Annotated in this window: 19 protein-coding genes; 7 read left to right on the top strand and 12 right to left on the bottom strand. The window is 71.2% G+C overall.

Annotated features, from left to right (window positions below; genetic code table 11):
* Positions 1-55: 55 nt before the first annotated feature.
* The 3 genes from mmuM to IEY87_RS36125 all read right to left on the bottom strand — a co-directional run bounded on the left by mmuM (position 56) and on the right by IEY87_RS36125 (position 4,042).
* Positions 56-922, bottom strand: coding sequence for a homocysteine S-methyltransferase (gene mmuM, locus IEY87_RS36115; RefSeq protein ID WP_189143324.1), 867 nt, complete (start codon positions 920-922; stop codon positions 56-58).
* Positions 923-1,151: 229 nt separating this feature from the next.
* Entirely contained in the window at positions 1,152-3,434 is a 2,283-nt protein-coding gene (locus IEY87_RS36120) for a VIT domain-containing protein (RefSeq protein WP_189143325.1), read from the bottom strand.
* The gene (locus tag IEY87_RS36125) at positions 3,431-4,042 is read right to left on the bottom strand and encodes a helix-turn-helix domain-containing protein (RefSeq protein WP_189143326.1); all 612 of its coding nucleotides are present in this window, start codon (positions 4,040-4,042) and stop codon (positions 3,431-3,433) included. The genes IEY87_RS36120 and IEY87_RS36125 overlap by 4 nt, the downstream gene beginning before the upstream one ends.
* 89 nt (positions 4,043-4,131) lie before the next feature.
* Between IEY87_RS36125 and IEY87_RS36130 the strand changes: the two genes are divergently transcribed.
* The 3 genes from IEY87_RS36130 to IEY87_RS36140 all read left to right on the top strand — a co-directional run bounded on the left by IEY87_RS36130 (position 4,132) and on the right by IEY87_RS36140 (position 7,068).
* Positions 4,132-4,599: a Dps family protein gene (locus IEY87_RS36130; RefSeq protein ID WP_189143327.1), complete on the top strand. Its 468-nt coding sequence runs from the start codon at positions 4,132-4,134 to the stop codon at positions 4,597-4,599.
* Between the two features lie 267 nt (positions 4,600-4,866).
* On the top strand, positions 4,867-5,676 hold the full coding sequence (locus tag IEY87_RS36135; protein ID WP_189143328.1) for a hypothetical protein: 810 nt from the start codon (positions 4,867-4,869) through the stop codon (positions 5,674-5,676).
* Between the two features lie 351 nt (positions 5,677-6,027).
* A complete protein-coding gene (locus IEY87_RS36140; protein ID WP_189143329.1) occupies positions 6,028-7,068 on the top strand; it encodes an alkaline phosphatase PhoX in 1,041 nt (346 codons plus the stop codon).
* A gap of 40 nt (positions 7,069-7,108) precedes the next feature.
* Here IEY87_RS36140 and IEY87_RS36145 read toward each other — a convergent pair whose 3' ends face one another.
* Complete coding sequence (locus IEY87_RS36145; protein ID WP_189143330.1) at positions 7,109-7,702, bottom strand: TetR/AcrR family transcriptional regulator; 594 nt, start codon at positions 7,700-7,702, stop codon at positions 7,109-7,111.
* Between the two features lie 94 nt (positions 7,703-7,796).
* On the opposite strand from IEY87_RS36145, the gene IEY87_RS36150 reads away from it, so the two are divergent.
* Complete coding sequence (locus IEY87_RS36150) at positions 7,797-9,974, top strand: MMPL family transporter (protein WP_189143331.1); 2,178 nt, start codon at positions 7,797-7,799, stop codon at positions 9,972-9,974.
* Here the strand turns inward: IEY87_RS36150 and IEY87_RS36155 are convergent.
* Entirely contained in the window at positions 9,943-10,845 is a 903-nt protein-coding gene (locus tag IEY87_RS36155) for a bifunctional helix-turn-helix transcriptional regulator/GNAT family N-acetyltransferase (RefSeq protein ID WP_229699435.1), read from the bottom strand. The genes IEY87_RS36150 and IEY87_RS36155 overlap by 32 nt on opposite strands.
* A 39-nt stretch (positions 10,846-10,884) precedes the next feature.
* On the opposite strand from IEY87_RS36155, the gene IEY87_RS36160 reads away from it, so the two are divergent.
* Positions 10,885-11,790 carry a lactonase family protein gene (locus IEY87_RS36160; protein WP_189143333.1) on the top strand — a complete coding sequence of 302 codons (906 nt, stop codon included), beginning with the start codon at positions 10,885-10,887 and terminating at the stop codon, positions 11,788-11,790.
* A gap of 4 nt (positions 11,791-11,794) precedes the next feature.
* On the opposite strand, the gene IEY87_RS36165 is transcribed toward IEY87_RS36160, so the two are convergent.
* Positions 11,795-12,499, bottom strand: a complete 705-nt coding sequence (locus IEY87_RS36165) for a Clp protease N-terminal domain-containing protein (RefSeq protein ID WP_189143334.1) — start codon at positions 12,497-12,499, stop codon at positions 11,795-11,797.
* Positions 12,500-12,953: 454 nt separating this feature from the next.
* Between IEY87_RS36165 and IEY87_RS36170 the strand changes: the two genes are divergently transcribed.
* Entirely contained in the window at positions 12,954-13,538 is a 585-nt protein-coding gene (locus tag IEY87_RS36170) for a superoxide dismutase family protein (protein ID WP_189143335.1), read from the top strand.
* Positions 13,539-13,769: 231 nt separating this feature from the next.
* Here the strand turns inward: IEY87_RS36170 and map are convergent, their stop codons facing one another.
* The 3 genes from map to glpK form a co-directional block, all read right to left on the bottom strand.
* Positions 13,770-14,564, bottom strand: coding sequence for a type I methionyl aminopeptidase (gene map, locus IEY87_RS36175; protein ID WP_189143336.1), 795 nt, complete (start codon positions 14,562-14,564; stop codon positions 13,770-13,772).
* 172 nt (positions 14,565-14,736) lie between these two features.
* Complete coding sequence (locus IEY87_RS36180) at positions 14,737-15,276, bottom strand: DinB family protein (protein ID WP_189143337.1); 540 nt, start codon at positions 15,274-15,276, stop codon at positions 14,737-14,739.
* A 177-nt stretch (positions 15,277-15,453) separates the two neighbouring features.
* A complete protein-coding gene (glpK, locus tag IEY87_RS36185) occupies positions 15,454-16,914 on the bottom strand; it encodes a glycerol kinase GlpK (protein WP_189143338.1) in 1,461 nt (486 codons plus the stop codon).
* A gap of 115 nt (positions 16,915-17,029) precedes the next feature.
* Between glpK and IEY87_RS36190 the strand changes: the two genes are divergently transcribed.
* Complete coding sequence (locus tag IEY87_RS36190; protein ID WP_189143339.1) at positions 17,030-18,055, top strand: 6-phosphofructokinase; 1,026 nt, start codon at positions 17,030-17,032, stop codon at positions 18,053-18,055.
* A gap of 121 nt (positions 18,056-18,176) precedes the next feature.
* Here IEY87_RS36190 and IEY87_RS36195 read toward each other — a convergent pair whose 3' ends face one another.
* From IEY87_RS36195 to IEY87_RS36205, 3 genes are all read right to left on the bottom strand, one after another.
* The gene (locus IEY87_RS36195; RefSeq protein WP_189143340.1) at positions 18,177-19,343 is read right to left on the bottom strand and encodes a zinc-dependent alcohol dehydrogenase; all 1,167 of its coding nucleotides are present in this window, start codon (positions 19,341-19,343) and stop codon (positions 18,177-18,179) included.
* 73 nt (positions 19,344-19,416) lie between these two features.
* Positions 19,417-19,905, bottom strand: a complete 489-nt coding sequence (locus IEY87_RS36200) for a 2,4'-dihydroxyacetophenone dioxygenase family protein (RefSeq protein ID WP_189143341.1) — start codon at positions 19,903-19,905, stop codon at positions 19,417-19,419.
* Positions 19,906-19,955: 50 nt separating this feature from the next.
* Positions 19,956-20,747, bottom strand: a complete 792-nt coding sequence (locus IEY87_RS36205; RefSeq protein ID WP_189143342.1) for an enoyl-CoA hydratase/isomerase family protein — start codon at positions 20,745-20,747, stop codon at positions 19,956-19,958.
* Positions 20,748-20,773: the final 26 nt, after the last annotated feature.

Below are 20,773 nucleotides of genomic sequence, written 5' to 3' on the forward strand. Positions count from 1 at the left end.
GTCCCGGGCGGGCCACGCCGCGGCTTCGGAGCCGCCCGCGCCCCTCGTCCGGCGATCAGGACAGGTGCGCGCGGATCTGCCTGATGTGCTCAGGAGTGGTACGACAACAGCCGCCGATCAGTGAGGCGCCCACCGCCTGCCACTCCTTGGCCGCCTGGCCGTACTCCACCGGGTCGGCCGCGCCCCGCCACCGCCGCCGCCCGGCATCCCAGGTCTCGCCCGAATTGGGGTAGACCACCACGGGCAGCATCCCGGTGAGCGAGGCGATCAGACCGGGGATGTGACGCGGCGCCGTGCAGTTCGCGCCCACCGCCACCACCTGCGAGTCGCCGGTGAAAAGGGCGGCCGCCTCGGTGATCGGGGTGCCGTCGCTGAGGTGGGCGGCGTCACGGCAGGAGAAGCTCACCCACACCTTGACCGAAGGCGTCTCGGCCAGCAGCCTGACCAGCGCCCTCGCCTCGGGGTAGGAGGGGATGGTCTCGCAGGCCAGCAGGTCGGCCTCCGACGAGGCGAGGATCTCCCAGCGCGGCCGGTGCCAGGCGACCAGGCCGTCCTCGTCGAGGTCGTAGTCGCCGGTGTATTCGGCGCCGTTGGCCAGACAGGCGCCATAAGGGCCGATCGAGGCCGCCACCAGACCGCCGCCCGCCTCGTCGCGGGCCTGCGCCGCCAGCTCCACCGACAGCCTCATCAGCCGCTCCGCCCGCGCCACGTCCAGCCCCTTGCGGGCGAAGCCCGGGAAGGAGGCCTGATAGCTCGCGGTCGTGGCCACGTCCGCACCGGCGGCGAAGTAGGCCGCGTGCGCGCTCCGGATGAGCGCCGGATCCTCCAGGAGCAGCCGAGCCGACCAGAGCTCGTCGCCGAGATCGGCGCCGAGTGCTTCGAGTTGGGTGGACAGGCCACCGTCGAGGACGAGTGTGCTCACCCATCCAGAGTATGGTCCCGGCGCCGCTGCCCGGCCCCATGAGCCGGCCGATCTAGGCCCCGCTTGACCTGGCGGCTCACGGGTCCGGCCACCTGCGAGCGACACCCACCAGGCCGGGGACGGGGACGTTTCGGCGACGCCCCCGGCCGGGGCCGGGGGCGTTTCGAGCGAGCGGCTGGGCGTGTCGGGCCGGGCAGGTCAGGGGCGTTTCCAGAAGAGGCGCGGTGCGTCAGGGGCGTTTCCAGAAGGGGCGGCGGGGGGCGTCAGGTTCGGCCGCCGGTGCGCCTCCGGTCAGGGAGGTGAGGACCTGGACGGCGCGCAGCCGCAGCGCCTCGGGGTCGGCGCCCGGTCGCTCGGCCGCCTCGAGCTCGCGGGCCAGGGCGGCGAGCTCGGCATGGCCGCCGAGGAAGGTCGCCAGCGCCGCTAGCCGGGAGCCGAGGTCGGCCAGGTAGAGCACGTCCGGGGCGCCCAGAGCCTTGAGCCGGTCCAGCTCCGCGACGAGCTGCGCCCGTACCGTGTCCAGGCCGTGCGTCGCCGGGCGAGAAGGCGCGGACCGGGCGAACATCGGCGCGCGCGGGTGGCCGCCCGGCATCCCGGCGGGCGGAGGAGCCGGCGCGCCGAGGGCGGCGGAGATGCCGGGATCGGGCACCGCCATGGGGCCCCGGGGAGGCGACGCGGCCATCGCGGCGAAACCGAAGGACAGAGGCGCGCTCGCCGGCTGCTCCCAGCCGCTCGGCGGCTCCACCGGCTGGATGACCCGGTGCTCCGGGCCGCCCTCGGCGACCTGCCGGGTGTCGACCGCCACGTAAGCGGTGAACCGGCACAGCACGCCGTACTCCAGCGAGACGCGGACGATCTCCGGCTCCAGCTGGTGCTCGCCCATGGCGTACCGGTCCTCCAGCTCACGCAGGTGAGCGCGGGCCCAGACGGCGCGGATGGCAGGGTTGTCCACGACGGTGCCGGGCACGCCCTGCTCCCACGGCGCTCCCGCCGCCAGCCCGCGCACGGTCACCGACGAGCCGCCCCGGTAGCGGCCGTGCACCCGCAGCGGCACGCCGGGGAAGATGGAGCCCAGGTGGGTGACCGTATCCGGCTCGATGTCGAGGTCCTTCAGCGACAGGTCGGTCACCAGCGGCGCGCCGATCCGCCGGTGGATCTGCTCCATGGCGGCGTCCAGCCGGTCCTCCGACTCCACCAGCTCGCAGCGGCCCGCGCCGAGCCCGGCCAGCCGGCCGAGGAAGGCGGCGTTCACCGCCCGGTCGATGCCGACCGCGTGCACCCGCATGGCCGACAGCGCTCCGCCGGCCTGCTCCAGGATCTGGTCCTCGTTGCCCACCTGGCCGTCGGTGACCAGCACCACGACCCGCTCCCTGTCCTGCGGGCCGTCCAGCAGGGCGATGGCCTGGCGCAGCGGCTCCAGCAGCTCGGTGCCGCCCCGGGCGTCGACCCGCGCCAGGTGCTCGACCGCGCGGTAGCGCGCCCGGTCGGACCCCTCGGTGAGCCCTTCGAAGGCCGGCTCCACCACCGAGTCGAAGGTCAGCACCGCGAAGCGGTCCTGCAGGGTGAGCGTGTCCACGATGCGGGCGGCCGCCCGGCGCGCGGCGACCATCTTCCAGCCGCCCATGCTGCCCGACCGGTCCAGCAGCAGCACCAGGTCGCGCGGCCTGCGGGCCGCCTCCAGCGCCGGCGGCACGACGGTCAGCGCGAACGTGCCCGCGCCGTCCAGCTGCAACGACGTGGACGCCTCGAACGCCGCCCGCAGGATGAAGTCGCGGTCCAGCCGCTCGCCCGGGCGCAGTCGTACGGTGCCGGCCTTCTCCTCCACCACGTGCAGGCTGGAGGCCAGCTCCCGCAGCTCCAGGCCGCCCGCGTCGACCGTGGCGGTGAGGCTGAGCCGGACCGGGGCGGGGAATCCGGGCAGCAGCACCGGGGGAGTGATCCGGGAGGCGTCGGGCACCGCGTCGGTGTCGGGCGCGGTGCCGTCACCGGCGGGCGGGCCGTCGATCGGGTCGCCGGGGATGTAGCGCGGCGCGACGACCAGCGGGAAGCGGAAGGTGGCCGCCCCGTCCTCGTACGGCAGCGGCTGGCTCATCGTCAGCCTGATCGTGACCCGCTCGCCGGGCAGGATGTTGCCCACCCTGATGGTGAACACGTCGGGGCGGTCCTCCTCGGCGATCGCCGCCCGCCTGCCCTCACGCAGAGCCTGGTCGTAGTCGGCCCTGGCCTGGCCGCGCTCCTTGAGCACGCCCTCGATCACCCGGTCGTCCGCCTCCATGGTGAACGCCGTCACCGCCGCCCGGTCAGGCAGCGGGAAGACATAGGTGGCCTCCAGCGTGACGTCGAACGGGTTGCGGAACCCCTGCGTCACCTCGACCCCGGCGTCGAGCCCGGAGATGCGGGCGGCCACGTCGACGCTGTCCAGCGGCAGATTGCCGCGCTCGGTCCGCAGCGCGCCGAACCCGGCGTCGGGCAGCGGTGCGCATCGGGCGGGCTCGAGCGACGTGATCCTCATGTCAGTTTCCTCTCATCGAGCACCGCGAGCAGCGGTCCGGCCGCCGCGAGTACGGCTTGTACGTCGTCCTTCGTCGGGGTGCGACCGGCGCCGTCGAGCAGCAGCGTCACACCCCCGCCCAGCCGGATCCCGCGCACCGGCGCCCCCACGCCATCGGGCGCGCCGCTGTGCCGTGCCGGGCCGTCCTCGGCCACGGGCGTCGGGTTCTTCCGGGCGGCGGTCCCGGAAGTCCTGGTCCAGAACCTGGTCTCCTGGCCGCTGCGCGGCGCGGCCGCGGGCTGTGCCGTCGGTCGCGCCGGCACGGAGCCGGCGGCCTCTTCCAGCATCGTGTCCGTCGCCCCCGCCAGGGTCGCCTGGATGTCGGCGATGGACATCCCGCCGGCCTGCAGCCGTTTGACGGCCACGAGTTGGAGCAGGTGACGCCTGCCGTACCGGGCGATCCTGCCGCGTCGCGACAGCGGCGGGTCGACGAGCCCGATCGTGGTGTACCACCTGATCAGGCGCTCGCCAGGCACCTCGCGGACCCGGCCGTTGAGCGGCTGCCCGTGCGCGCGCAGCGCGTCGGCCGCGTGCTCCGCCAGCTCGCCGATGGTCCAGGTGTCGCTCATGCCTCCACAGTGACACTGTCACTGTTGCACTGTCAAGGATAGTCCTGACCAGGGGGAATGAAGGCCGGATCGGCGGGGAGGGGTACGGCATGGCTACGATTTCCGGCCCGCTCACGGGTGACGACAAGACCACCACCGTCCAGGCGCTGCAGGGTGCCCTCATGGACCTGATCGACCTCTCCCTGGTCGCCAAGCAGTCCCACTGGAACGTCATCGGCTCCCACTTCCGGCCGATCCACCTGCAACTGGACGAGGTCACCGACCTCGCCCGCGAACACGCCGACACCGTCGCGGAGCGGATTGTGGCGCTGGGCGCCAACCCGGACGGCCGTGCCGCCACCATCGCCAAGTCCACCAAGCTCCCACAGCCCGAACTCGGCTGGATCGAGGACGGCAAGGTGGTGGCGACCTTCACCGATCTCCTCGACGGGATGAGCAGGCGGATGCGCGAGCGCATCGACGCCACCGAAGAGTCCGACCAAGTCACGCAGGACATCCTGATCGCCGTGACCCAGGACATCGAGAAGCAACGCTGGATGTTCCAGGCACAGCGCTGAGCGCACCCGCCGAGCCCGGAGTCGCCCGACTCCGGGCTCCCGCATGCCCGGCTCACCTCTCACGGGTCATGCGGTCGCGTCCAGGGGGAGTGGTGTACGAGTCCGAACCGGCAGTCGGCGCGGCTACGGCTTGCCGAGAGCAGACGTTGACCACATCGATCAGGTATCTTTACTCAGTGTAGCCACTCGATTGCATTGGGCTATGTGCGCTGCTCGTCCCAGGAGTGTGAGGCGCTTCCGGGTCATCTCCTTCGTTAGGAGTTCACCGTGTCGCATGACCAGATCAGCGTCGAGACTCGGCGGGGTGTCGAGAAGCTGCTGCAGTTCTCGGGGCAGGTCGGTGGGTTGACCGAGGATGATGTGCTGGCCGTTCTGCGTGAGTCGGGCATCACGTCGCTGGAGTCTCTGGTTCGGCACGCTTTGGCGGTGCCCCCGGCTCCGCAGCCTGAGCCGCTCGACTCTCTTCGTCTGCTGGCTCCCGGTGTGGAGCCTGGCCTGGCGGCGGCCAACGGGCAGTCCGTGCCGTTGAAGCATCGGTCGCCGGGTGTGGCGGTGATCGTCGACGGTGTCGAATACGATCCGGCGGACATCACGCGGTTCGACGGTCAGGTGCTAACTTTCGTGGTCGACGGCTCTCCGGACCGCATCCTGGCCTACACCGACGATCGGCCGCTGCTCGCGGCGGTGTGGGCAGCGGGCCTGCTCGGCCGGCTGAGCACGGCCGCCGGCCCGCGCGACGACTCCCTTGCCGCCGACACCCGGCCGCGCACCTTCGGCGAGGTGCAGATGTTCGAGCATCACTTCTTCGCCGGCGACTGGTTCTGGCTGCCGGCCAATTACGGATGGCCCGATCTGACCCGGATCAGGCACGGCGCCTGGCCAGGATCGGACTGGAACGACACCATCAGCTCGGTCGCCAGGACCGACTGCCTGATGGGCTACTTCGAACACATCAACTTCGGCGGCATCAAGCTGATCGTCCCCGCCGGCTTCGAACTGGCCGACCTGGGCACCTGGGGCTGGAACGACCGCATCTCCTCGGTCGCCAACTACGGCGTCGTCCGAAGCGGCCGGTAGCCGACGGGCGTTCAGACAACTCGCAAAAGCTGACTCAGCCGCCGCCTCGCCCTCACCCCTGGCGAGGTGGCGGCTGCTGTGCGAAGCCGGGCTGAGGGGGTGGAATCGCCCTGCCTCGCCGACGTCGGCGTCTGGTTCACGTGGGCGACGGCGTCGGTGCCCGATCTGTCCGCGCTCGCTGTGCGGACCTGCCTCAGCCTTACGCATCAGCGGTGGCCGGTGGGGCGCTGGTTCGTCGTGCTGCGACAGGGGATGTACGGCGGGTGAGTTTCCACGGTGTTCGATCCCGGTATCCCCTGCCATTCATGTCCGTGCGGTCGACTAGCGTGGCATCTAGAGGGAGGCCTGACGATGTCCCGCAAGACTCTTCTGCGCGCGGGCCCGCTCTGGCAGGGCGGCGAGAGCCCGTACGGCCCGATCGGGCAGCCCGGCCCCGTGGGCGGCCTGGCGCTTCCCGCCGGTTTCGGCGGCAGGGTGGTGGCCCGGTCCGGGCACAAGGTGGCCGGGCTGACCTGGCACGCCGAGCCGGACGGCGGTGCCTGCTTCCCTGACGGCGCGGGCTGGATCTACGTGTCCAACTCCGGCCTGTCGCTGGTCGGTGGCGCCTCGGCGCTGCGCTTGCGGTCCGGCGGCTCGATCGGCGACGCCTACCGCATCCTGTCCGGCACCGAGCTCAACCGGTCGGGCGGGGCGACGCCCTGGCACTCCTGGCTCTCCTGTGAGCTCGGTCCTCGCGGGCGCGTCTTCGAGTGCGACCCCTACGGCACGCGCGCGGCCCGGCCCCGGCTCACCATGGGGCGCTTCAAGCACCAGGCGGCCGCCTGCGATCCGGAACGGCAGGTGGTCTACCTGACCGAGGGTGAGCGTGACGGCTGCTTCTACCGGTTCAGGCCGGAGGACTGGGGCGACCTGACCGAGGGCACGCTGGAGGTGCTGTGCGCCTCCGGTGCCTGGGAGCCGGTGCCGTCGCCGGCCGCTCTGCTGAAGGGGACGCGCCACCAGGTGCGGGGCGCGCGCCGCTTCGACGGCGGCGACGCCTGTCACTACGCGGGCGGCGTCTGCTTCTTCACCACCCGTGGCGACGGCGCGCTGTGGGCGTACGACGCGCGGACTTCGACGCTCGACCGGATCGCCTTCGGCGGCGTGGCCGGGACCGTGGCCATCACCTCCGCGCCGTCCGGCGACCTCTACCTGGCCCGGCGGGGCGGCCGGATCGACGTGGTCACCCCGGACCGCACCGTCGCGCCGTTCCTCAGGCTCGACGGGCCGGCGGGCGCGGAGCCGACAGGGCTGGCGTTCACGCCCGACGGCGACCGGCTCTACTTCTCCGCCAGGCGGGGTCGCACAGGCAGCGACACCTTCGAGGTCACGGGCCCCTTCCGCAACGCCTGACTCCGGTACGTTCGAGGTGGCCGAGCCTTTCCCGCGACGCCTAGGCCAGGTAGCGGGTCAGTGCGACCTTGAGTTCGTCCACCAGTTCGTTGGCGCGCTCGGGGGTGGCTGCGGACACCAACGGCATGACGGCCTTGACCATCGCCACGGCCACGGTCCCCATCAGCAGGGCGCGGTCCTCGGCCAGGCCGGGGGAGCGGCGCCGGAGGAGGGCGGCCACCTGCCGGGCGATGGCGTCGTGTAGCACTTGGGCGGCCGTGGCCAGCTTGTCGCCGGTGGCGCTGCCGTACAGGAGAGACCAGTAGGCGGGTGAGCGGCCCTTGAAGGCGACGCTCTCGTCCACGACCCGGCCGACCAGCGTCTCCAGCGGCACCTCGGGGGTGACGGCGGCGAGTGTCGCGTCCCAGAACTCCTGCCGCTCGACGGTGTAGCGGGACACCAGGGCGTCGAGGATCTCCTCTTTGTTGCGGAAGAACTGATACAGCGAGCCCGGTGACAGGCCCGCCCTGGCGGCGACCTGGTTCGTGGTCATCTCCGGATAACCCACCTCGGCGATCATGAGCTCCGCCGCGTCGAGGATCTCCGCCATGCGCTTCAGCCCGCGTGCCTGCCGGCGCACCGTGCGCTCAGCCATAGGGCATCACGTTGACAAATACGAGCATTTACTTGTATTCCTTGCCGAGGGATGAAACACGAGTAGTTTACCGGGTTTTGCTCAGGGATCGAGGGTGAACGTGCTGATCACGGAGAGGCCGCCGGTGCGCGAGGAGGCCGGGCCGCCGCTGCGCAGGCTGGGGTTCCTCCTGGTGAGACGGCGGCGGGCGGTGCTGGGACTGGCCTTGGCGCTGGCGGTCGTGGCGGGGGTGCTCGCTGCAGGGGCGGTGCCCCGGATGTCGCTGTCCAGGTTCGAGGCGCCCGGATCGGAGTCCGACCGGGCGCAGGCCGAGCTGGTCGAGCGGTTCGGCACCGGTAGCGCCGACATGATCTTCCTGGTGACCGCGAGGTGGGGGACGGTCGACGACCCCGAGGTCGCCGCGGCAGGCCAGGAGTTGGCCGCGCGGGTCGCACGGCACGAGGGCGTGGCGGAGGTCGAGACCTATTGGAGCCGGGGCAGGCCCGCCACCATGCGCAGCGGCGACGGCGAGCACGCGCTGATCCTGGTGCGCATCCCGGGCGACGCCGACCACGTGCGGGCGACGGTGCTGCCCGGACTCGTGCCCGCGAGCACCCGGGGCGGTGAGCTGCTCCAGGTACGCGCCGGAGGCGGCGAGGAGGTCTTCAGGGCCACCGTGCCCCTGGCCAGGCAGGACTTCGTGCGAGCCGAGCTGGTGATCTTCCCGCTGGCCTTCGCGCTGCTCTGGCTCTACCTGCGGCGCGCGATGGCCGCGCTGGTGCCGATCCTGGCCGGCGTGTTCGCCATGGCCGTCGCGCTGGCCTTGCTGCGCATCCCCCTGCTGTTCGTGGACGTCTCCACCTTCGCCCTGAACCTGACCCTCGCGATGGGCCTGGGACTCGGCATCGACTACTGCCTGTTCGTGATCTCGCGATTCCGTGAGGAGGTGCGCGCCGGGCGGGACCGGGCCGCGGCCGTCGCCGGGGCCGTGGAGCACGCCGGGCGGACGGTGCTCTTCAGCGGGATCACGGTCGCCGCGTCGCTGGCCGTGCTGTTCGCGCTACCGTTCGACTTCCTGCGATCCTTCGCCTTCGCGGGCATCGCGGTGGTCGTCGGCGGCCTGGTCGCGGCCGTTGTCGTGCTGCCCGCGGTGCTCGCCACGATCGGCGGCGCGCTGCTGCCGCGGCGTGCGGCGAGCGTGCGGGGAGCCGAATTCTGGCACGGGCTGGCCGTCCGGGTGATGCGGCGGCCGCTGCTGTACGGCGGGCTGGCCACGGCGCTGCTGCTCGTCCTGGCCGCACCGTTCCTGGGGCTGCGCCTGGGCACCGCCGACGACCGGATCCTGCCGCCGGACGCCGCACCCCGGCAGACGCAGGAGATCATCAGGCAGAGCTTCCCCGCCGAGGAGACCGACGCTGTGCGGATCGTCTCCAGCGGCCCCACCGGCCAGGACGTGACGGGCTACGCGAGTGAGTTGTCACGGGTGCCGGGAGTCGCCCAGGTGGACTCCGCCGCGGGGGTCTTCGCGGGTGGGCGGCGCGTGGGCGACGGCGACGTGTCGAGATTCGCCGGAGGCGAAGGCGCCTGGCTCTCCGTGGTGCCCTCGGCCCGGGCGCTGGCCGGCGACCCCGTTCGGTTCGTCGACGCGGTGCGCGCCGTCCAGCCGCCCTTCGAGGTGCTGATCGGCGGCTACCCGGCCGAACTGGCCGACTACCGTGCCTCGGTGGTCGATCGGCTGCCGCTGCTGCTCGGGCTGATGCTCGGCGTGACGTTCCTGGTGTTGCTGCTCATGACGCGCAGTGTGATCCTGCCGATCAAGGCGACCATCCTGAACGTTCTCAGCCTGGGCGTCATGTTCGGCGCGCTCGTCTGGGTCTACCAGGAGGGCAATCTGTCCGGGCTGCTTGGCTTCACCCCGACCGGCACGCTCGACCCGAGCATCCCGATCCTCATGCTCTGCGTGGCCTACGGGCTGTCGATGGACTACGAGGTCTTCCTGCTGTCGCGGATCAGGGAGGAGTACGACCGGACCGGCGACACCGAGGAGGCCGTCGCCTCCGGGCTCCGGAACGGCGCCCCGCTGATCACCGCCGCGGGCGGGATCCTGGCGCTCACGTTCGTGGCCTACGCCACGGCCTCGGTGTCGTTCGTGCAGATGCTCGGCGTCGGCATGGCGGTCGTGGTGCTGGTGGACGCGACCGTGATCCGGGCGGTGCTGGTGCCGAGCCTGATGCGCCTGGCCGGGCCGCTGAACTGGTGGCCTAGAGGTCGCGTGACCACATCTGCTCGTTGACCTCGACTCCGTTCTCCACGCCCTGCTCCTGCGAGTCGAGCTCGAACCCGGCAGCCTGGTAGATGCGCCGTGCGCTCACCAGGCTGTCGCGGGTCCACAGCACGATCCGCTTGTAACCCTCCGCCTTGGCGTGCCGCAGGCACTCCTCGACCAGCCGGCCGCCCAGGCCGAGCCCGCGGGCGGACGGCTCAACCAGCAGCAACCGCAGTTGGGCGGTGGTGTCGTCGCGGCGGACGCAGAACACGGAGCCCGCGCGCGCCGTGCCGGCCTCGGCGATCCAGCACGCGTCGTGCGCCTGGTCGAAGCCGGCGACGATGCGCGCGACGGTGCGCTCGAAATCCATCCCCCAGCCGTACTCCTCGGCGTAGAGCGCGCCGTGCCGCTGGACGACCCAGCTCAGGTCGCCGGCCCGGGGCGGCCTGATGAGGGTCTGCGGGCGTTCGGCGGGCGCGTCGAGCAGGCTTCTGATCGTTCGCATGCCGGTGACCAGCCGCTCCTGACCGTCCTCGGGCAGCCTGTCGAGCAGCCGCTGGACCTCCTCGCTGGAGCGCCTGTCGAGGGTGGCGAACGCCTCGGCGCCGGCCGCGCTGAGCCGTACGAGCTGCTTGCGCGCGTCGGTGGCCGAGCGCTCCTTGATGATCAGCCCGTCGCCGTCGAGCCGCGCCAGGATCCTGCTCAGGTAGCCCGCGTCCAGGTCGAGCAGCCCGCGCAGCTCGCCGGTCTCCAGCCGGTCGGCGTGCGCGACCTCGTACAGCACCCTGCCCTCGGTGAGGGAGTAGGGGGAGTCGTGCATGCCGGACTGCAGGACGCCGATGACCTTCGTATAGAAGCGGTTGAAGGCGCGGACCTCAGAGATCCTTGCCTCTGTCAACGAATTCATTGCCTCAGTCAAGCATGAGAAGATGCCCCTGTGAAGAGGCATCTCTACATAGGCGGCTACGGCCCCGGCATCGTGACGATCGGCGAGGGGCTGACGAGGCTCGCCTCGCCGTCGTTCCTGGCCCGACACCCCTCGCTGCCCATCGTCTACGCGGTGGGGGAGCTCTCCCAGGGCTGGATCACCGCGTTCAGCGCCGAGGGCGGGCTCTCGCCGTGGGACGAGCGCGCCACCGGGGGCGACAGCCCCTGCCACGTCGCGGTGCACCCGTCCGGCACGCTGCTCGCCGTCGCCAACTACGGCGACGGCGTCGCCAGCCTGCACCGGCTCGACGCGCGCGGGCTGTTCGAAGGCGAGCCGATCGTGCTCCGCCACCAGGGCTCCGGGCCGGTCGCGGACCGTCAGGAAGGCCCGCACGCTCACCAGTGCGTCTTTCACGACGACCTGCTGCACGTCTCCGACCTGGGCACCGACGAGATCCGCCGCTACACGCTCGACGGCGCCGAGCCGGCGCCCATCGCGCTGCCGCCCGGCACCGGCCCGCGCCACTTCGCCTTCGCCGGCTCCCGGCTCTACGTGGCCGGCGAGCTCGACGGCAGCGTCACGCTCCTGGACGGGACGCGGACCACCCGTGTGCCGGCCTCCGCGAGCGGGGCCGCCAACGCGCCGTCCCACCTGGAGGTCGTCGGTGACCTGGTGTACGTGGCCAACCGCGGCCCCGACACGATCTCCGTGCTGTCGGCCGACGACCTGAGCCCGGTGGCGGAGGTGTCGTCGGGCGGCGCGTGGCCCCGGCACTTCGCCGTGCACGGCGAGCACCTGTACGTCGCCAACCAGAACTCCGGTGGGGTCGCGGTGTTCGCGCTCAAGGACGGCGTCCCCGAGCCGACCGGAGAGGTCATCGAGGTGGAGAGCCCCGCCTGCGTGCTGCCCGGATAGCGGCCTACGCCGTGCGCCCGGCGTGCTCCTCGACGACCGCCCTGGTCACGCCGAGCCCGGTGAGCGCCTGCACGGCCGGATCCTCCGGCAGGCCGAGGACGGCGAGCAGCAGATGCTCGGCGCCCACGTGGTCATGGCCGAGCCGCAGCGCCTCCCGGAGCGTCAGCTCCAGCGCCTTCTTGCCCGGGGCCGAGAACGGCACGGCCCCGGACAGGGCGGGGCCTCCCGGGCCTAGCGCGGACTCCACGGCCTCCCGCGCCGCGCCGAGCGACGTCCCCGCCGCCCGTACGGCCTCGGCCGCCGGGGCCTCGGGCTCGTGCAGCAGGCCGAGCGCCAGGTGGCCGACGCCGATGTGGTTGTGTCCGAGCCGGCGAGCCTCCTCCTGAGCCTGTACGAGCACGACCCGGGCCCGGTCGGTGTAGCGGGCGAAGTTGCGCAGGTCGTCGGCCAGTGAGCCGGAGCCGCCCTCCTTGGGGACGAACCTCTTCTGCGCCGCCTGCTTGGTGACGCCCATGCTGCGGCCGATCTCGGTCCAGGAGGCTCCGGAATGCCGGGCGCGATCGACGAAGTGGCCGATCAGGTGATCCGCCACCTCGCCTAGGTGCTCGCCGAGCGTGACGGCGTCGGCCAGCTCACCCAGGGGATCGCTGTCCGGGTGACGGCTCTTGACCGCTTGGATCAGGTCATCGAGACGAACGTTTCTCTCCATGCGTCAACCTTAGGTTGACGATTCCCGATCGTCAACCTTGGGTTGACGCACTGAAGCTCCCCGGGATGGTTGACACTCGTGCTGTGGTTGAGCGGTGACGGTCTGTCCCGGTACGGCTCTCGTCGGGGGCGCCGGTGAAGCCCCCGGCGGTGAGCACCTCGCAGGCGCGGGGCCGCGATGCGGCGCCGCCCGCCTTGGTGGTGCAGCTCGGAGCGGAAGGCTTGCGGGCTTGGCTGATCCTCAATGGGTCACCGTATTCGGTTCGGACCAGATATGTCTCCGAAATCGCATGTCGTCCGGCTGGAGAACCGCGCCATGACATCGCGCTGAGCGACATGGCGCTTCTTTGACAGGCATCGTGAATGGGATCCGCGCCAAGGGGGTAACAGGGGATGGACCTCCGCTGGAACATGGAGCGGACAAACCAGGTACGGGGGGTGTCATGCCTGGGAAAGTGCATCTGGCTCTGGCCGTCACGTTGGGCCTGGGGACGGCGGGTCTCGCCACCACCGGGACCGCCGACAGGCTGCAGGAGCAACCGGCGGTCGAGGCCGTCATCAAGAGTGCTGAGGGGAAGAACGTCGGCCTGCTCCGCGCTGAGCCGCTGAATTCCACCGCGTCCAAAGTCACCGTCAGCGTGAGCGGCATCCCGGCCGGCTATCACGGCATTCACATTCACGCCAAAGGTGTCTGCGATCCCGGATCCACTGATCCATCCACCGGGAGCCCGTTCTTCAGCGCGGGCGGCCACTTCAGCCTCGGTCCCGGCTCCCATCCTGAACACGCCGGCGACCTGCCTGCCCTCCTGGTGAGCGAGGACGGTAAAGGCGTCGCATCCGCTGCCACCGATCGATTCCGCGTGAAGCAGCTCTTCGACAGCGACGGCAGCGCCGTCGTCATCCATGCCGAGCCGGACAACCAGGCACATATCCCCGACCGCTATCGCCAGGCGGACGGGAAAGCCGGACCCGACGCCGACACTCTCAAGACAGGCGACTCCGGCGGCCGCATCGCCTGCGGCGTTCTCGAACAGCGCTGACGCCGCATACGCGGCCGCGAAGGCGTGCTCAGGCGAGCGTGACCTCGACGGGCGGCTTCTTGATGCCGTTGACGAAGTTGGAGCGCACCCGCGGCACCTCGTCGGCCAGGCGGATGCGGAAGTGGTAGACCGGCATGCCAGCCCCGACAACCGCCGCCAGATCCTCGCCTTGGACGCCGCCTGCTACAACATCCCCTCCTTGCCGACCACCCTCAACACCGGGAAGCGGGCTCAGCCGGTTTTCGTCACGGAGGCCTCCGTGACGCGCCGGGTGAGCACCAAGGGGGCGTCCTCGGTGATGGCGACCGTGTGCTCGGAGTGGGCGGTGCGTGAGCCGTCGGCCGACCGGATGGTCCAGCCGTCGGCGTCGTAGACGATCCGGTCGGTCGTACGGGCGAACCAGGGTTCGAGCGCGAGGGCCAGGCCCGGCCGGAGCGTGAGGCCGCGCCCCGCCCGGCCCTTGTTCGACACGTGGGGTCCCTCGTGCATGGTGCGGCCGATGCCGTGGCCACCGAACTCGGTGTTGACCGGATAGCCGTAGTCGTGGGCCACCGCCCCGATGGCCGCCGAGAGGTCGCCCACGCGATTGCCCGGACGCGCCACCTCGATCGCCGCCTCCAACGCCTCCTCGGTGGCACGGATGAGCCGCAGGTCCTCCTCGGCGGCGGTGCCGACGACGACCGTACGCGCCGAGTCGGCCACCCAGCCGTCGACGCTGACCGCGAGGTCCGCGCTGAGCACGTCGCCGTCGCGCAGCGTGTAGTCGTGGGGCAGGCCGTGCAGGACGGCGTCGTTGACCGACAGGCAGATGACGTTGCGGAACGGGCCGCTGCCGAAGGACGGCGCATAGTCCCAGTAGCACGACTCCGCCCCGCGCCGTTCGATCATGCCGCGTACGTGGCGCTCCAGGTCCAGGAGGTTGACGCCCACGTCGGCGAGCCGGCCGACCTCGGAGAGCGCCTCGGCGACGAAGCGCCCGGCCACGTGCATGCGTTGGATCTCCGCCGGCGTTTTCAGTTCGATCATGAATACCTCAAGCCACAGGGTGTTGGTATAGTTATACCAGCAGCCTAACACTCGCCGGTATAGTAATACCAACCACATGGCTGGGAGCATGGTCGGCCGACCGCTCGCCGCTGCGCGGATCGAAGCCGGCGGGCGCCACGTGCGAGCGCGTCGCCTGTGGTCCCCCGCCGCGTCACTCCCCGGTGCGCCCGTCCACCGATTCCCGGAGCAGGTCGGCATGGCCGTTGTGCCGCGCGTACTCCTCGATCATGTGCAGCAGGATCCAGCGCAGGCTGGGCGTCCGGCCGTCCGGCCAGGTGCGCCGGGCGGGCTGGTCCAGGCCGCCCTCGGCCAGCGCCTGGGCCACCAGGGCGCGGGAGCGGGCCACGGTGTCCTGCCAGAGCTCCAGCAACTGCTCGGGAGTGTCCTGCGCGGCCGAGTGCCAGGCCCAGCCGGGGTCGGCCGTCCAGTCCACCGCGTTCCACGGCGGCTGCCGGTCACGCCCGTGCAGCCACCGGGAGAACCAGGAGTCCTCGACGTGGGCCAGGTGCTTGAGCAGCCCGCCCAGGGACATCGCCGAGGGCCCGACGGTGACGCTCAGGCCGACCGCGTCGAGTCCCGCGCACTTCCACGCCAGGGTCGCGCGCTGGTAGTCCAGGAACCCGAGAACGGTGCCGGTCTCATCAGCGGTGAGGGGAGGCTCCGGGCGGCCCTGCTCGTCCACGTCTACCATGGGCGGTGAGTGTATCGGCGGCCTCAGCACCTGGCCAGAGGCCGCTGGCACGTCATGACGAGCCGACTCGACGGCCGCGCGCCACCGCTCGTAGGTCACAAAGCCGGCTCGACGGCCGCGCGCCACCGCTCGTAGGTCGCGAAGCCGGTTCGACGGTCGCGCGCCACCGCTCGTACGTCACGACGGATGGGTCGAAGCCAGTTCGACGGCCGCGCGCCACCGCTCGTACGCCTCGTCGTCGCGGCCGCCCGGCTCGAAGCGGCGGTCGAGCTGCCAGGTCTTGCGCAGTTCGTCGCGTGACCCCCACACGCCCGCCCCAAGCCCGGCCAGGAACGCCGCGCCCAGCGCCGTGGTCTCCTGGATCACCGGCCGTTCCACGGCCGTGCCGAGCTGGTCGGCCTGGAGCTGCATCAGCAGGTCGTTGCCGCTGGCCCCGCCGTCGGCCTTGAGCACCGGTGCTCCGTCGGTCATCACCTCGACCACGTCCCGCACCTCGAACGCGATCGCCTCCAGCGTGGCCCGGACCAGGTGCGCCCTGGTCGTGCCCCGGGTGATCCCGGTGATCAGGCCGCGCGCCTGCGGGTCCCAGTGGGGCGCGCCGAGCCCGGTCAGCGCGGGCACGAACACCACGCCGCCGCTGTCGCGCACGGTGCGCGCCACCGCCTCCGACTCGGCCGCCGTGCCGATCAGGCCGAGCCCGTCACGCAGCCACTGCACCGCGGCCCCGGTCACGAAGATCGACCCCTCCAGCGCGTACGTGCGCTCGCCGGACGGCGCCTGCCAGGCCACCGTGGTCAGCAGCCCGGCCTGCGAGCGGACGATCTCCGTGCCGGTGTTGGTCAGGATGAACGAGCCCGTCCCGTAGGTGCACTTCACCTCGCCTACGCCGTAGCAGGTCTGCCCGAACAGCGCCGCCTGCTGGTCGCCCGCCACCCCGCTGATGGGCAGGTCGAGCCCGAGGAACGCGCCCGGATCCGTCCTGCCCAGCGGGCCGAAGTTGGGCACGATCGACGGCAGCGCCGCCTCCGGCACGCCGAACAGCTCGCACAGCTCCGGCTCCCAGGTGCCGGAGCTCAGGCCGTACAGCAGGGTGCGGGAGGCGTTGGACGGGTCGGTCACGTGCTGCGCGCCCGCGGTGAGGCGGGCGATGAGGTAGGAGTCGACGGTGCCGACCGCGACCTGCCCCGAGGTGACGCCCTGCCAGGCGCGCGGGTCGTGCGCGGCGATCCAGGCGAGCTTGGAAGCGGTGAAGTAGGGGTCCAGGCGCAGGCCGGTCAGCTCCGACACGCGCGGTTCGTGGCCCCGCGCGCGCAGGTCCTCGCAGATCGCGGCGGTGCGGCGGTCCTGCCAGACGATCGCGCGGCGGGGCGCGGCCAGCGTCCGGCGGTCCCACAGCACCGCCGTCTCCCGCTGGTTGGTGATCCCGACGCAGGCCGGCGTGGCCGAGGCCGCCGCGAGGGCCGCCGCGCAGGCGCTCAGCGTGGCCTGCCAGATATCCTCGGGATTGTGCTCCACCCAGCCAGGCTCCGGAAAGTGCTGGGCGAACTCTTCGTAGCCGCGGGCCTCGATCCGGCCGTCCTCGGTCACCACCAAGGCGGTGACCCCCGTCGTTCCCGCGTCGATGGCCAACACGCTCACGAAATCGCCTCCAGGACTGGTTTCGGTCGGTACGCTCTGGTTTGGTCTAGACCAGTGCCCGACGGTACGGGCACAATGCGATTCTGGTCGTGAACCCCATCGGGAGGAACCCGTCATGCGTATCGGAGTGCTCACCGGAGGTGGCGATTGCCCCGGTCTCAACGCTGTGATCAGAGCCGTCGTCCGGAAGGGCGTGAGCGTTTACGGCCACGAGTTCGTCGGCTTCCGTGACGGCTGGCGAGGCCCGCTCGAAGGCGAGACGATGCCTCTGGACATCCAGGCCGTACGCGGCATCCTGCCCAGGGGCGGCACCATCCTCGGCTCGTCGCGCACCAACCCGATCAAGATCGAGGGTGGCGTCGACCGGATCAAGGAGAACCTCGCCTCGAGCGGCGTGGACGCGCTGATCGCCATCGGCGGCGAGGACACGCTCGGCGTGGCCAGGCAGCTCTTCGAGCGCGGTGTCCGGGTGGTCGGCGTCCCCAAGACCATCGACAACGACCTGTCGGGCACCGACTACACCTTCGGCTTCGACACCGCCGTCAACATCGCCACGGAGGCCATCGACCGGCTGCACACCACCGCCGAGTCCCATCACCGGGCGCTGATCTGCGAGGTCATGGGCAGGCACGCCGGCTGGATCGCGCTGCACGCGGGCATGGCCGGCGGCGCCAACGTCATCCTCATCCCGGAGAAGCCGTTCGACATCGACCGGGTCTGCGAGTACGTCGAGTCGCGCTTCCGCACCCGCTACTCGCCGATCCTCGTCGTGGCCGAGGGCGCGCACCCGATCGAGGGGCAGATGGAGCTGCAGGCGGGCGAGCTCGACGCGTTCGGGCACGTGCGCCTCGGCGGCATCGGCGAGATGCTGGCCAAGGAGATCGAGAAGCGCACCGGCAAGGAGGCCCGCACCACCGTGCTCGGCCACATCCAGCGCGGCGGCACCCCCACCGCGTTCGACCGGGTGCTGGCCACCAGGTTCGGGCTGCAGGCGATCGACGCCGTGCACGAGGGTGAGTACGGGACGATGGTCGCGCTGCGCGGCACCGACATCGTCCGGGTCGGCCTCGACGAGGCGACGGCCGAGCTCAAGACCGTGCCGGTGTCGCGTTACGCCGAGGCCGAGGTGTTCTTCGGCTGATTGAAAGCGGCTTGCAAGCGGGCGGCCGTAGCTTGAGGACCAGCGGGTTTCCGCTGAAACCCCCTCAGGGTACGGCTTGCGCCGCGGAGAGTCGGCGGCCCACCACGCGTCGCAAGCCGTACTAAGAGATAGTTCGACCGCGGGGCGTGCCGAAGAGATCCACTTCCGGCGCGCCCTCGCCGGTGGCCGGTCCGGCCACTTCACCACCTGTAAGGCATCGGTCCGCGACTTCTGCCACAGCGGAAGGATCGGCGATTTCGATGAGGACCTTCATGGGGGCGTCGTCGGCGCGCGCTGCGTGGAAGGCCGCGGCGGCTTCGTCCAGAGGGAAGACCGCCACTGGCAAGCGGTCGAGGCCGAGTGGGTCGTCCGGGAGGAGTGCCACGGCCTCGGTGAGGTCATCGCGGGTGTAGACCCGGGAACCGAGCAGGCGCTGCTCGCCGAAACACAGGGCTCTCAGGTCGAGCGCTACCGGGTCCGGGTAGACGGCCACCAGCACGATCGTGCCGGTCTCGCGAGCCGAGGCGGGCAGCACGCGGGCGACGTCGCGATGTCCTGCCGTGTCGAAGACGATGTCCGCCCCCTCGGATGCGTTCGTGGAGCGGAACCAGGTCGCCGGGTCGACGCCGTCGGGGACGGTTTCGAAGCCGCAGGCGGCGGCTGCTCTTCTGCGGCTCGCCTTCGGTTCGGCGATGACTATGCGGGCGGCACCGGCCTCGCGGGCGACCAGCGCGACGAGGATGCCGATCGGGCCCGCGCCGAAGACGAGCACCGACTCGCCTCCCCGCATCCGCGCTTGAGCCACCGAGTGCACCGCGACGGCGAGGGGCTCCGCCCATGCGGCGCGACGAACCGGCACCCCAGGCCGCACCGGGACGACCCGGTCGGCCGGCACCGCCATGTAGTCGGCGAGGCCGCCCGCCGCGTCGATTCCGAACAGTTCGAGCTCGCGGCATACGTGTGCTGCCTGATCGCGGCAGGCCCGGCAACGGCCGCAGGCGATGAGCGGCTCGACCACCGCTCGCGTTCCGGCGGGCGGTCCGTCGGGACCCGTTCGTTCGACGGTTCCGACGATCTCGTGACCGATCACCAGGGGGGCGGTCGCTCGGGGGTGCCGTCCCGCGACGATGGCGAGGTCGGTTCCGCAGATGCCGCCGTACTCCACCCGCAGGAGCAGCCATCCGTCCGGTACGTGCGGATACGGGACGTCGCGTACGTCGACGCGTCCCGGAGCGGTCCAGACGGCGGCACGCATGGTGGCGTTCCGCGTCACGGCGTTCGTCGCCATGGTCAGAGCTCCTCGGGTCTCTTCGGTCCGATACGCCATCGGCGGGCGTCGAGGGCTCGCCGGGGTGCCGGGGTCAGCGTCGGAACCGGTCGGCATAGTCGGCTCCCAGGCCGTTCGCCGCGTAGTGGGCGCGGCACATGTCCAACTTGGTGAAGGCGTCCTCGTAGCCGATCTGGCGGCCGTCCTCGTCGAGGTAGATCATCGCGCCGCTGATGTTGAAGAAGGTGATCATCTCTTGGCAGTGGTCGGGAACCCGCAGGGTGTGGATCTCGCCGGGCGGCTCGTAGACGAACCCTCCGGCGCGAGCCGTCCAGTCGTGCTCGTCGTACTTCCACTCGCCCGCGATGACGTATCCGACGACGATGCCGGGATGCCTGTGACGGGAGACGATGCCTGACTTGGTCACCTTGAGAAGGTTGCACCATTGGCCGGTCACGGTGTTGATGAACAGCGGGCGGAAGAAGACGCCCGGGGCCTGCGGGACCCACACCCGGTCATCGTCCGGAATCGCGTCGACGGCGATCTCCAGCGGGATGTCGGACGAGACGGCGATCTGCTGCATGTGCGAGTTCCTCTTCTCTTGTCTGGCTGGGGGTCGGGAAGGGGCGTGGGCTAGTACCTGTCGGAGTTGACGGCCCCGGGGAACTCGGGTTCGGTGCCCTCGCGCACGGCACGGATTCCGGCCTCGGCGTCCGGCAGCGTCGCGCTGAGGGCCTCGACGTAGAGCGAGTGCTCGAAAATGCCGATGTTGTGCAGGTACCAGTCGTTCAACGCCGCCTTGGTGCCCTGGATGGCGAACTGCGGCCCCTCGGCGAGCCGCGTCGCGATCTCGTTCGCGGTCGGCATGAGGTCCTCGTGGGGGACGCACGTGCCGACCAGCCCGATCTCGGCGGCTTCCCGGCCGGTGATCCGGTTGCCGAGCAGGAGGTGGTACTTCGAGCGGGCCATGCCGATCGCGAGGGGCCACACGAGGGCGGCGTGATCGCCCGCCGCGAGACCGAGTCTGACGTGGCCGTCGATGAGCACCGCTCGCTCGCTGGCGATCGAGATGTCCGCGAGCAGGGCGATCGCCAGGCCACCGCCGACCGCGACCCCGTTGATGGCGGAGACGATCGGCTTGCGGCATGCGATCATGTTGCGCACCAGGGCGCGGCCGTCGCGCGTGTCGACGGGGAGGGGCCCGTTGCCCTCTTTGATGTCACCGCCCGCGCAGAAGGCACGTCCCGCGCCGGTGATCAGGGCGACGTTCATCTCCGGGTCGGCGTCGAACTCACGCCAGATGCGGCCCTGTTCGGCGTGCCCGATCTCGCCGGACGCGTTCAGCTTCTCGGGGCGGTTCATGGTGATCCGGAGGACTCGATCCGCCCCCGGCTCCACCTTGAGGAATTCGTAGTCGCTGTACATCTGCTGCTCCTGTCATCGTCGGTGTT

The sequence above is a fragment of the Nonomuraea glycinis genome, from assembly GCF_014646515.1.
Taxonomy (GTDB): domain Bacteria; phylum Actinomycetota; class Actinomycetes; order Streptosporangiales; family Streptosporangiaceae; genus Nonomuraea; species Nonomuraea glycinis.

What these genes read in the sequence shown, in the direction of transcription:
- IEY87_RS36120 (WP_189143325.1), bottom strand. Translation starts at nt 3,434, where the DNA reads ATGAGGATCACGTCGCTCGAGCCCGCCCGATGCGCACCGCTGCCCGAC.
- IEY87_RS36125 (WP_189143326.1), bottom strand. Translation starts at nt 4,042, where the DNA reads ATGAGCGACACCTGGACCATCGGCGAGCTGGCGGAGCACGCGGCCGAC.
- IEY87_RS36130 (WP_189143327.1), top strand. Translation starts at nt 4,132, where the DNA reads ATGGCTACGATTTCCGGCCCGCTCACGGGTGACGACAAGACCACCACC.
- IEY87_RS36140 (WP_189143329.1), top strand. Translation starts at nt 6,028, where the DNA reads ATGTCCCGCAAGACTCTTCTGCGCGCGGGCCCGCTCTGGCAGGGCGGC.
- IEY87_RS36145 (WP_189143330.1), bottom strand. Translation starts at nt 7,702, where the DNA reads ATGGCTGAGCGCACGGTGCGCCGGCAGGCACGCGGGCTGAAGCGCATG.
- IEY87_RS36165 (WP_189143334.1), bottom strand. Translation starts at nt 12,499, where the DNA reads ATGGAGAGAAACGTTCGTCTCGATGACCTGATCCAAGCGGTCAAGAGC.
- map (WP_189143336.1), bottom strand. Translation starts at nt 14,564, where the DNA reads ATGATCGAACTGAAAACGCCGGCGGAGATCCAACGCATGCACGTGGCC.
- IEY87_RS36180 (WP_189143337.1), bottom strand. Translation starts at nt 15,276, where the DNA reads ATGGTAGACGTGGACGAGCAGGGCCGCCCGGAGCCTCCCCTCACCGCT.
- IEY87_RS36190 (WP_189143339.1), top strand. Translation starts at nt 17,030, where the DNA reads ATGCGTATCGGAGTGCTCACCGGAGGTGGCGATTGCCCCGGTCTCAAC.
- IEY87_RS36195 (WP_189143340.1), bottom strand. Translation starts at nt 19,343, where the DNA reads ATGGCGACGAACGCCGTGACGCGGAACGCCACCATGCGTGCCGCCGTC.
- IEY87_RS36200 (WP_189143341.1), bottom strand. Translation starts at nt 19,905, where the DNA reads ATGCAGCAGATCGCCGTCTCGTCCGACATCCCGCTGGAGATCGCCGTC.
- IEY87_RS36205 (WP_189143342.1), bottom strand. Translation starts at nt 20,747, where the DNA reads ATGTACAGCGACTACGAATTCCTCAAGGTGGAGCCGGGGGCGGATCGA.